At 70.1% G+C, this 11,331-nt stretch carries 7 protein-coding genes and 1 pseudogene; all 8 read left to right on the forward strand.

Annotated elements, in window-relative coordinates; all coding sequences use genetic code 11:
- The first annotated feature begins 315 nt into the window (after positions 1–315).
- On the forward strand, positions 316–3,975 hold the full coding sequence (locus G3N92_RS24545; RefSeq protein WP_206130194.1) for a hydantoinase B/oxoprolinase family protein: 3,660 nt from the start codon (positions 316–318) through the stop codon (positions 3,973–3,975).
- 117 nt (positions 3,976–4,092) lie between these two features.
- Complete coding sequence (locus G3N92_RS24550; RefSeq protein ID WP_206130195.1) at positions 4,093–4,827, forward strand: DUF969 domain-containing protein; 735 nt, start codon at positions 4,093–4,095, stop codon at positions 4,825–4,827.
- The gene (locus G3N92_RS24555) at positions 4,824–5,774 is read left to right on the forward strand and encodes a DUF979 domain-containing protein (protein ID WP_206130196.1); all 951 of its coding nucleotides are present in this window, start codon (positions 4,824–4,826) and stop codon (positions 5,772–5,774) included. Before G3N92_RS24550 ends, G3N92_RS24555 begins: the two co-directional genes overlap by 4 nt.
- A gap of 159 nt (positions 5,775–5,933) precedes the next feature.
- Complete coding sequence (locus tag G3N92_RS24560; RefSeq protein ID WP_206130197.1) at positions 5,934–6,866, forward strand: LysR family transcriptional regulator; 933 nt, start codon at positions 5,934–5,936, stop codon at positions 6,864–6,866.
- Positions 6,867–7,197: 331 nt separating this feature from the next.
- Positions 7,198–8,298, forward strand: coding sequence for a porin (locus G3N92_RS24565; RefSeq protein WP_206130198.1), 1,101 nt, complete (start codon positions 7,198–7,200; stop codon positions 8,296–8,298).
- Positions 8,299–8,429: 131 nt separating this feature from the next.
- Positions 8,430–9,980, forward strand: coding sequence for a methyl-accepting chemotaxis protein (locus G3N92_RS24570; protein ID WP_206130199.1), 1,551 nt, complete (start codon positions 8,430–8,432; stop codon positions 9,978–9,980).
- A gap of 275 nt (positions 9,981–10,255) precedes the next feature.
- Positions 10,256–10,933, forward strand: coding sequence for a heavy metal response regulator transcription factor (locus G3N92_RS24575; protein WP_206130200.1), 678 nt, complete (start codon positions 10,256–10,258; stop codon positions 10,931–10,933).
- Positions 10,930–11,331 (forward strand): annotated as a pseudogene (locus G3N92_RS24580) (hypothetical protein); the annotation flags it as partial. The gene G3N92_RS24575 and the pseudogene G3N92_RS24580, both read left to right, overlap by 4 nt.

Raw genomic sequence — 11,331 nt, forward strand, 5'->3', positions numbered from 1 at the left:
CCGCTCCGGCCCGCTCCGGCCCGCTCCGGCCCGCTCCGGCCCGCTCCGGCCCGCTCCGGCCCGCTCCGGGCTGGTCCGACCGGTCTGGGCGCGGCCCGCCCCAGGCCCCGCATCCACTCCTGCTTCTTCCCGAAAGCCCCGCCAGCCGGGGCTTTCGCGCATCCTGCCGGCGAATAGGATTTCGTTATACGGCGGATTTATTTTTCTTCATCGACGCCATTCCGGGGCCGCGCCGACAATCCGCCCATCACAACACGGTTTGGTCCGCGCCCCGGCATCACGGCACGGCGGCCGGCAAGCCCCGGAGATGACGGCATGGATGTCACGCAGCAAGACGCACAGTTTCCCCAATCGCACGACCAGGCCGACGACGGCCGCTGGCAGTTCTGGGTCGATCGCGGGGGCACGTTCACCGATATCGTCGCGCGCCGCCCGGACGGCCGCCTCGTCACTCACAAGCTGCTGTCGGAGAACCCCGAGCGCTATCGCGACGCGGTGGTGCAGGGCATCCGCGACCTGATCGGCGTCGAGGCGCCGGCGCCGCTGCCGCAGGAACGCATCGACGTCATCAAGATGGGCACCACGGTGGCCACCAACGCGCTGCTCGAACGCAAGGGCGCACGCACGCTGCTGGCGATCACGCGCGGTTTCGCGGATCAGTTGCGGATCGGCTATCAGGAGCGCCCGGACATCTTCGCGCGCCACATCGAACTGCCCGCGCAGATGTACGAGCGCGTGGCGGAGATCGACGAGCGCATCGACGCGCAAGGCGCGGTGCTGCGCGGCCTCGACGAGGACGCCGCCCGCCGCGCGCTGGCCGACGCCCGCGAGGCCGGCATCGATTCGATCGCGATCGTGCTGATGCACGGCTACCGCTTCCCGGCGCACGAGCTGCGCGTGGCCGAGCTGGCGCGCGAATGCGGCTTCCGGCAGGTGTCGGTCAGCCATCAAGTCAGCCCGCTGATGAAGCTGGTCGGGCGCGGCGACACCACCGTGGTGGACGCCTATCTGTCGCCGGTGCTGCGCGATTACGTGGGCCGCGTCACGCAGCACACGGGCGCGGTGCGGCTGATGTTCATGCAGTCGAGCGGCGGCCTCGTGGATGCGGGCCGCTTCCAGGGCAAGGACGCGATCCTGTCCGGCCCGGCCGGCGGCATCGTCGGCGCGGTGCGCACCAGCGAGGCAGCCGGCGAGCGCCGCGTGATCGGCTTCGACATGGGCGGCACCTCCACCGACGTGGCGCACTACGACGGCGCCTACGAACGCGTGTTCGAAACCCAGGTGGCCGGCGTGCGCGTGCGCGCCCCGATGATGGACATCCACACCGTGGCGGCCGGCGGCGGCTCGATCTGCAGCTTCGAGAACGGCCGCTTCAAGGTCGGCCCTGAATCGGCCGGCGCGTATCCCGGCCCGGCCAGCTACCGCAACGGCGGCCCGCTGACCGTGACCGACTGCAACGTGATGCTCGGCCGCGTGCAGCCCGATCACTTCCCGCACGTGTTCGGCCCGAACGGCGACCTGCCGCTCGACGTCGCCGTGGTGCGCGGCAAGTTCGCGGAATTGGCGGCCCAGGTGGAACGCGAGACGGGCCGTGCGATGACGGGCGAGGCCGTGGCCGAGGGCTTCCTGGCGGTCGCCGTCGACAACATGGCGCAGGCGATCAAGACGATTTCGGTCGAACGCGGCCACGACGTCAGCGACTACGCGCTGTGCGCGTTCGGCGGCGCGGGCGGCCAGCACGCCTGCGCGGTGGCCGATGCGCTCGGCATGCGCCGCATCGTGCTGCACCCGTTCGCGGGCGTGCTGTCGGCCTACGGCATGGGCCTGGCCGACCTGCGCGTGCTGCGCGAGCGCGCCGTGGAAGCCGAGCTCGACGCCGAATCCGTCGAAGCGGCCGAGGCCATCTTCGCCGACCTCGAACGCGACGCGGTGAACGCGATTCTCGACCAGGACGTGCCGCGCGAGCGCGTGCATGCCGCGCGCGCCGCACGCCTCAAATACCGCGACACCGATTCCACGCTCGAAGTGCCGTTCGGCGACGCCGCCGCGATGGCGCAGGCGTTCGACACGCTGCACCGCAAGCGCTACGGCTTCGCGATGAACGACAAGCCGCTCGTGATCGAATCCGTGGTGGTGGAGGCGATCGGCGAAACCGAGCCGCCGATGCTGCACGGCGCCGCGCCGCGCAAGGCCAACGCCGCCGCCGCCGAAGGCGCGAGCGCCGCGCTTTACGCCAACGGCCGGGCCGCCACGGTGCCGCTGCATGCGCGCCGCGATCTCGCCGTGGGCGCGCGGCTCGACGGCCCCGCGCTGATCACCGAGGAAATCTCGACGATCGTGCTGGCCGCCGGCTGGTCCGCCACCGTGCTCGACGACGGCACGCTGCGCCTCGACCGCGACGAAGCGGCCGGCGCGGCGCACGCGATCACCACGGCGCGCCATCCGGTGCATCTGGAGATCTTCAACAACCTGTTCATGTCGATCGCGCAGCAGATGGGCGTGACGCTCGAGAAGACCTCGTACTCGGTCAACATGAAGGAGCGCCTCGATTTCTCGTGCGCGATCTTCGACCGCGACGGCGGCCTGATCGCGAACGCGCCGCACATTCCGGTGCACCTCGGCTCGATGAGCGACAGCGTGCAGAGCGTGATCCGCAAGCACGGCGAGACGATGCGGCGCGGCGACGTGTTCATGCAGAACGTGCCGTACAACGGCGGCACGCACCTGCCCGACATCACCGTGGTGATGCCGGTGTACGGCAGCGACGCCGACGGCGGCGAGCGCCTGTTCTACGTGGCCGCGCGCGGCCACCACGGCGACGTGGGCGGCATCACGCCCGGCTCGATGCCGCCGAACAGCACCACCATCGAGGAAGAGGGCGTGCTGCTCGACAATGTGCCGATCGTCGCCGCCGGCCGCTTTCTCGAGGCCGACGTGCGCGCGCGCTTTGCCGAAGGCCCGTATCCGAGCCGCAACATCGACCAGAACATCGCCGACCTGACGGCCCAGGTGGCCGCCTGCGAATGCGGCGCGACCGAGCTGCTGCGCGTGGTGGGCCGCTACGGCGCCGGCGTCGTGACCGCCTACATGGGCCACGTGCAGGCCAACGCCGAGGAGGCCGTGCGCCGCGCGATCGCCGCGCTGTCGGACGGCGAATTCGCCTACGAGATGGACGACGGCGCCGCGATCCGCGTGCGCGTCACGGTGGATCGCGAACACGGTGCGGCGCGCGTCGATTTCACCGGCACCAGCGAGCAGCGCGCGAGCAACTTCAACGCGCCCGGCTCGGTCTGCAAGGCCGCCGTGCTGTACGTGTTCCGCACGCTGCTGAACGACGACATGCCGATGAACGAAGGCGTGCTGCGGCCGATCGAGATCGTGATTCCGAAGGGCTCGATGCTGAACCCGGTGTATCCGGCCGCGGTGGTGGCGGGCAACGTGGAGGTGTCGCAATCGATCACCGATGCGCTGTACGGCGCGCTCGGCGTGCTGGCCGGCTCGCAGGGCACGATGAACAACTTCACGTTCGGCGACGAGGCCCGCCAGTACTACGAAACGATCGCGGGCGGATCGGGCGCGGGCGGCGGCCATGCCGGCACCTCGGCCGTGCAGACCCACATGACCAACTCGCGCATGACCGATCCCGAGGTGATCGAATGGCGCTTCCCGGTGATCGTCGAGCAGCATGCGATCCGTGCAGGCAGCGGCGGCGCGGGCAAGCAGGCCGGCGGCGACGGCGCGGTGCGCCGGATCCGCTTCACCCAGGCGATGACCGCCAACATCCTGGCCAACCGCCGCCGCGTGCCGCCGTTCGGGCTGGCGGGCGGCGCGGCGGGCAGCGTGGGGCGCAACTGGATCGAGCGCGCGGGCGGCGCGGTGGAGCACTTCGGGGCGACCCACACCACCACCGTGCAGCCGGGCGACGTGTTCGTGATCGAAACGCCGGGCGGCGGCGGCTACGGCCGCGCGGAATAAGACATCGGAACAGGTGCGCGGCAGCCGCGGCTCAGGCGGCGCACGCGCACCGAGATGGCCGCGCCGCCCGGGTTCCGGGCGGCGCCCACACACCCTGTAGCACCTGGAGATCCTTCGATGCAGTCAACCGTGAACCTGTACCCGCTTGTCGGCGTCGCGCTGATCGTCGCCGGCTTCGCGTTGCGTTTCAACCCGCTGCTGATCGTGGTGGCCGCGGCCGTCGTGACCGGCCTCGCGGCGCACTTCCCGCTCGATCATGTGCTCGCCGCGATGGGCGCGGGCTTCATCAAGACCCGCGTGATCAGCCTGATCATCCTGCTGCCGCTCGCGGTGATCGGCCTGCTCGAACGGCACGGGCTGCGCGAGCGCGCGCAGATCTGGATCGGCGGGATTCGCGCCGCCACGCCGGGCCGCCTGCTGCTGGCCTACCTGCTGGTGCGCGAACTGACCGCGGCGGTCGGCCTGACCGGCCTCGGCGGGCATCCGCAGATGGTTCGCCCGCTGGTCGCGCCGATGGCGGAGGGCGCCGCCGAGGCGCGCTTCGGCAAGCTCGGCGACGCGGTGCGCGAGCGGTTGCGCGCGTTCTCGGCGTCGGCCGACAACGTCGGGCTGTTCTTCGGCGAGGACGTGTTCGTGGCGTTCGGCGCGATCGTGCTGATGGTCACGTTCCTCAAGGAATCGGGCGTGTCGGTCGAACCGATGCACGTGGCGATGTACGGCATCCCCACCGCGGTGGCGGCGTTCGCGATCCACGGCTTCCGGCTGTACCGGCTCGATGGCTGGGTGGCGCGCCAGGCGGCCGCCCCGGCCGCCGCGCCGCATCTCGATCGCGCACAAGGAGAACAGGCATGATCGTTTCGCTCAACGTATTTTTCTGGATCCTCGGCATCCTGCTGATCGTGATCGGCGGCGTGATCGTCAGCGATCGCGCGCATCCGAAGCGCTTCCTGGCCGGTGCGTTCTGGATCGTCTACGGCATCGTGTTCCTGGCCGGCGACAAGCTGCCCGCCGACGTGGTCGGCATCCTGGTGGTGGCGATGGCGCTGGTGGCCGGTTTCGGCGGCGTGGTCGGCGGCAAGCCGAAGGTGCCCACCGAGCAGGCGCGCCGCGACAGCGCGCTGCGGCTCGGCAACCGGCTGTTCCTGCCCGCGCTGACGATTCCGCTGGTCACTGTGATCGGCACGCTGCTCGCGCCGCATCTGGTGTTCGGCGGCACGGCCGTGATCGATCCGAAGAACGCCACGCTGGCCTCGTTCGGCATCGGCTGCGTGGTGGCGTTCGCGTTCGCCTGCACCCTGACGCGCGACACGCCGCAGCAGGGCGTGCTGGAAGCGCGCCGCCTGGTGGACGTGCTGTCGTGGGCGGTGGTGCTGCCGCAGATGCTCGGCATGCTCGGCCTGGTGTTCGCCGATGCTGGCGTGGGCAAGGCCGTGGCGCACGTGACCACCGCCTACGTGAGCCTCGACGTCAAGCTGGTGGCGGTGGCCGTGTACTGCATCGGCATGGCGCTGTTCACGGTGATCATGGGCAACGGCTTCGCGGCGTTCCCGGTGATGACGGGCGGCATCGGCGTGCCGGTGCTGATCGGCATGTTCCATGCGAACCCCGCGCCGCTGGCCGCGATCGGCATGTTCTCCGGCTACTGCGGCACGCTGCTCACGCCGATGGCCGCGAACTACAACATCGTGCCGGCCGCGCTGCTCGAATTGCGCGACAAGTACGGCGTGATCCGCGCCCAGGTGCCGACCGCGTTCGCGCTGCTGGCCGTCAATATCGTGCTGCTGTACGTGATGATGTAAGCGGCGCGGCGCCTGCGGGCGCGAGGTAGCCGTCAAAATGATTCTGATGTATAGCTGGTGCAGGTTCGGCGGCGCGCCCCAGCGCCGCCGGCAGGACGCAAAAGCCGGGTTGCCAGCGCAATCCGGCTTTTGCCGTCCGGAGGCGCAAGGAGGCGCGGCGTGAATCTGAAGTTCCTCGAGACGTTCATCTGGGTCGCCAAGCTGCGCAGTTTCAGCCTGGCGGCGGAAAAGCTGCATTCGACGCAGGCGGCCATCTCGAGCCGCATTTCGGTGCTGGAGCAGGAGCTGGGCGCGAAGCTGTTCAAGCGCGAGCCGAAGGGCGTGACGCTGACGCGCGAGGGCGAGCGCGTGCTGCGCCACGCCGAGCAGGTCAGCCAGTCGATGACGCAGCTCTACGAATCGCTGCAGGGCGAGAAATTCGCCTACGGCACGATCCGGATCGGCGCGATGGACAGCGCGATCCACTCGTGGTTCGTCGATTTCGTGGCCGACGTGATGGCCCATTACCCGAACCTCGACATCGAAGTGACGTCCGACACCGCGCTCAATCTGAACGAGCAGTTGCGGCGCGGCATGCTCGACATGGTGATCCAGACCGACATGCTGCGCGATGAAACCATCCGCAGCGTCGAGGTGCTCGAACTGGCCGTGGTGTGGATCGCGGCCGCCAATTCGCGCGTGAGCGGGCTGCAGCCCGAGGAATCGGACACCGCCGCGCTGCGCCGCCTCGGCAACGAGCGGCTGATCACCTATTCGCGCCATTCGCGCCCGCATCAGGATCTGCTGCGGCTCATGCAATCGTTCGGCATCGGCGAGGCGCGCGTGAGCTGCGTGAATTCGGTGGCCGCGATGATCCAGCTGACCCAGGCCGGCTTCGGCGTGGCGGCGATGCCGCCCGCGCTCGTCACGCTGCCGCTCGAAAAAGGCACGCTGCGCCGGCTCGAAGGGCTGGAAGTGCCGCCGCCGCTGCCGTTCGTGATCGCGTGGCGCACCGGCTCGGATCTGACCGAGCGGCTCGTCGAGATCGCCGTCGACACCGTGCGCGCCTACGCGGCGCGTCTCGGCGAAGGGGCGGCGCGCGTCATGGTGTAGGCGCGCTCCGGCGCGTTCATGTCCTTGTTTTACTCGGTTCCGGCCGCCGGGCGCATCTGCGCCTGGCGGTTTTCGCACGTGCGTGCCCGGCGCATTCCGGTATTCGAATTCCTTATGCGCGCGATTTAATTTTCAAGTTCGACCTGCCCGCGACGCTGCAACAGAATCAACCGTGCTCGGGGATACGTCCCGCACGAACCGGCCAAGACCGGCCGCGCGGGGCGCGGAGCAGGGGCTGCCTGCGATGGCACGGACGACACATCGCAGGCGGAGCGAATGCCGCGCGGCACTTTCGACCCACGCGGCCAGAACGAATCAATCAGGAATTCGAATGAAAAAGATCATCGGCGGAATGGGGATCGCGCTCGCCTGCGGCGTGGCGCACGCACAATCGAGCGTCACGCTGTACGGCTTGATCGACGAGGCCGTGCGGTTCCAGACCTCGGCGGCCGGCAACACCACCGGCGTCAACGAAGGCGCGGTCAACGGCAATCGCTGGGGCCTGAAGGGCGTGGAAGACCTGGGCGGCGGCAACCGCGCGATCTTCCAGCTCGAATCGGGCTTCAACATCGCCAACGGCAAGTCGGACCAGCAAGGCCAGTTGTTCGGCCGCTTCGCCTGGGTGGGCCTGCAGAGCGACCGCTTCGGCACCGTCAAGCTCGGCCGCCAGTACGGCGGGATCTACAACTTCTACGCGTTCAACTTCGATCCGATCGGCGGCGGCAACATCAACGCCACGGATTGGTCGCTGTTCCTGGTGGGCATCCGTTTCGACAACACCGTGCAGTACGAGAAGGCGTTCGGCCCGGTCACGCTGCAGGTGCAGCACGCGTTCGGCGGCCAGCCCGGCAGCAACGCGTCGGGCAGCACCACCACCGCCTCGCTGATCTACGGCTTCACCGGCGGCAAGGTGGGGATCGCCGGCGCGGAATCGAAGGATGGCACGGGCCACAAGCTGGTGGTCGGCTCGTTCGGCGGCACCTATGCGTGGGGGCCGGTCGGCATGTTCCTGTACGGCATCGACGCGCGCCGCGACGCCGGCTTCAACGTGGCCGCCGCCAACTCCGGCGGCCCGCTGTCGAACACCAACATCATCAGCAACGTCACGACGGCTGCCGGCAGCGCGCAAACCAGCGCACGCAACGACGCGTTCCTGCGCGTGGGCGCCACCTACGCGCTGTCGCCGCAATGGCGCTTCATCGCTTCGTACGCCTACGATCACGCGAACAACGTGTCGCCGGGCCACAGCGGCACGATCCAGACCGTCTACGGGATCGCCGACTACATCCTGAGCAAACGCACCGACGTGTACCTCGAAGTGGACCACAGCCATCTGTCGGGCGCGTCGGTCAACGATCCGAACGGCCCGCTGACGTTCGCCGGCAAGGCCAACAACTTCGGCGCGAGCCTGAGCCTGCGCACGGTGTTCTGAGCCAGGGCGAAACCCGTTGTGCGAGCGAGTGCGGCAGCGGCCGGCCCGGCCCGGCGGCTGCCGCTGTTGACCGCGCGCGTTGCCGGCCGGAGGGCAGGCGGCGCGCGCTCTTTTTTTCGGACGGATTCCTGATGAACGGGATGACGCTGCGCAAGAAGTTGTGGCTGCCGCTCGCGCTGGCCTGGGTGGGGCTGGTGGTGCTGGCGGTGTGGAGCGCCTGGCAGGCGCGCGATCTGCAACTGGGCGAACGGCGCGCCGATCTGCGCAACGTGGTGCTGATGGCCGCGTCGGTGGCACAGGGGCTGGAGCGCGACGCGCGCGCCGGCAAGCTCGACATGGACGCCGCGCGCCGCGAGGCGATCGCACGCATCGCCGATCTGCGCTACGCCGGCAACGGCTACGTGACGATCATCGGCGCGAATTCGGTGATGGTCATGCACCCCACCTCGCCCGCGCTGAACGGCAAGGACATGTCGAACTGGCACGACGCGCACGGCTATGCGCTGTACCAGGGCATCGCGGCGGCCGGCGCATCGCCCGAAGGCGGCGGCTTCCTCGAATACTGGTGGCCGAAGCCGGGCGAAACCGAGCCCAGCCCTAAGCTCGGCTATGCGCAGCGCTTCGCGCCGTGGGGCTGGGATTTCATCGCGGGCGCCTACCAGGACGACATTCGTCAGGCCTACTACCGGATGCTCGGCAAATCGCTGGCGGCGCTCGCCGTGCTCGGCGCGATCGTCACGCTGCTGACGCTGGCCGCCTCGCGCAGCATCCTGCGCACGCTCGGCGCGGAGCCGGCCGTGCTGTCCGGCGCGATCGCGCGCTTCGCCGCAGGCGATCTGTCCGCGCTCGACGGCGCGGCGCGCGCGCCGGCCGGCAGCATGCTGGCCTCGCTGGCACGTATGCGCGCCGGGCTGATCGACCTGCTCGGCACCGTGCGCGCCTCGGCCGAAGGCATCGCCACCGGCGCGGCGCAGATCGCCTCGGGCAACGCGGATCTGTCGGCGCGCACCGAGCAGCAGGCCGCCTCGCTGCAGGAAACCGCCGCCAGCATGGAGCAGATGACGGCGGCCGTGCGGCGCAACGCCGAATCGGCCGACGCGGCCAGCGCGCTCGCGCTCGAGGCATCCGACATCGCGCGGCGCGGCAGCGCGTCGGTCGAGCAGGTAGTGGGCACCATCGGCGAGATCAGCGACAGCGCGCGGCGCATCGCCGACATCACCGGCATGATCGAGGGCATCGCGTTCCAGACCAACATTCTTGCCCTGAACGCCGCCGTGGAAGCGGCGCGGGCCGGCGATCACGGGCGCGGCTTCGCGGTGGTGGCGGGCGAGGTGCGCCAGTTGGCGCAGCGCGCCGCGTCGGCGGCCAAGGAGATCCACGCGCTGATCGGCGATTCGTCGCGCAAGGTGGCGGACGGCTCGCGGCTGGCCGGCGAGGCGAGGCGCATCATGCGCGACGTGACGCAGGCCGTGGCGCGCGTGAAGGCGATCGTCGGCGAGATCGCCACCGCGTCGGCCGAGCAGCGCCAGGGCATCGAGCAGATCGGCATCGCCATCGTGCAGATGGACGACGTCACGCAGCACAACGCGGCGCTGGTGGAGCAGGCGGCCGCCGCGTCGAACGCGCTGGACGGGCAGGGGCGGCAGTTGACCGAGGCGGTGGGGGTATTCCGGGTGGCGTGAGCACGGGCGGGCGCGGCCGATCCAGCCCCGGCGGCCATCGGCTGCCATCGTCGCCTCGCGGCCCAGGCCCTCGCGCCCGCCCCCGCCCCCGCCCGATTCCGCGAGCGGTCGCCGCGCGCCGCATGACAAGCCTGTCATCCGTCGGCCCCGGCGCCGCGCCGGGCGGGCCGTCCGTTCGGGCTCCCGATTACATTTTTGTCATCCGCCGCGCCGGATCGCCCGGCGTTCCCGAATCCCGGTACCATCGGCGCGTATTCATGGGACAGGAGCGCGCGGTGCGAATCCTCGTAGTCGAAGACGAACCGAAAACCGGCGCCTATCTGAAGAAGGGCCTGGAGGAATCGGGCCTGAGCGTCGATCTGGCGGCCGACGGCGCCGACGGCCTGCTGCTGGCCGAGGAGGAGCAGTACGACGTGATCGTGCTCGACGTCATGCTGCCCGTGCTCGACGGCTGGGACGTGCTCAAGCGCCTGCGCGCGAGCAAATCCACCCCGGTGCTGTTCCTGACCGCGCGCGACGACGTGGAAGACCGCGTGCGCGGCCTCGAACTCGGCGCGGACGATTATCTGGTCAAGCCGTTCGCCTTCGTCGAATTGCTGGCGCGGGTGCGCACGCTGGCGCGGCGCGGCCCGCCGCGCGAAACCGAATGGATCGCGATCGGCGACCTCGAAATCGACGTGATGCGCCGCCGCGTGCGGCGCGGTGCGACACGCATCGACCTGACGCCGCGCGAATTCTCGCTGCTGCACCTGCTGGCGCGCCGCCAGGGCGAGGTGCTGAGCCGCACGCAGATCGCCTCGTATGTGTGGGACATGAACTTCGACAGCGACACCAACGTGGTGGACGTGGCGATCCGGCGCCTGCGCGTCAAGATGGACGACGATTTCCCCGCCAAGCTGATCCACACCGTGCGCGGCGTGGGCTACGTGCTCGAACTGAAGGACGCCGGCTGATGCGCGCGCGCTCGCTGACGATCGCGCTGGCGGTGGCGTTCGGCGCGATGACGCTGGCCGTGTTCGCGCTGGTGGGCACCTACGTCTATCTCGGGCTGGACCGTCAGGTCAGCCAGCAGAGCGACCTCGACGTGGTGCTGGCCGCCCGCCACGCGCGGCGGCTCGCCGAGGAACTGGCCACGCCCGCCGAGGTCGGCACGCACGCCGAGCGCCTGACCAGCGTGGTGTTCGGCAACGGCGCGCTGTCGTTCGCGGCCGCCACGGCGGATGGGCGGATCGTCGCATCGCGCAACCTGGCCGCCACGCTGCCCGATCGCCCCGGCGTGCGCGCCCGGCCCGTGCAGGCCGGCGACCTGAGCCGCGGCTACGGCCGTGAAGGCCCGCCGGCCCAGCCCGGC

The organism is Burkholderia sp. Ac-20379 (assembly GCF_017104645.1).
GTDB lineage: Bacteria > Pseudomonadota > Gammaproteobacteria > Burkholderiales > Burkholderiaceae > Burkholderia.

What these genes read in the sequence shown, in the direction of transcription:
- G3N92_RS24545 (WP_206130194.1), top strand. Translation starts at nt 316, where the DNA reads ATGGATGTCACGCAGCAAGACGCACAGTTTCCCCAATCGCACGACCAG.
- G3N92_RS24550 (WP_206130195.1), top strand. Translation starts at nt 4,093, where the DNA reads ATGCAGTCAACCGTGAACCTGTACCCGCTTGTCGGCGTCGCGCTGATC.
- G3N92_RS24555 (WP_206130196.1), top strand. Translation starts at nt 4,824, where the DNA reads ATGATCGTTTCGCTCAACGTATTTTTCTGGATCCTCGGCATCCTGCTG.
- G3N92_RS24565 (WP_206130198.1), top strand. Translation starts at nt 7,198, where the DNA reads ATGAAAAAGATCATCGGCGGAATGGGGATCGCGCTCGCCTGCGGCGTG.
- G3N92_RS24570 (WP_206130199.1), top strand. Translation starts at nt 8,430, where the DNA reads ATGAACGGGATGACGCTGCGCAAGAAGTTGTGGCTGCCGCTCGCGCTG.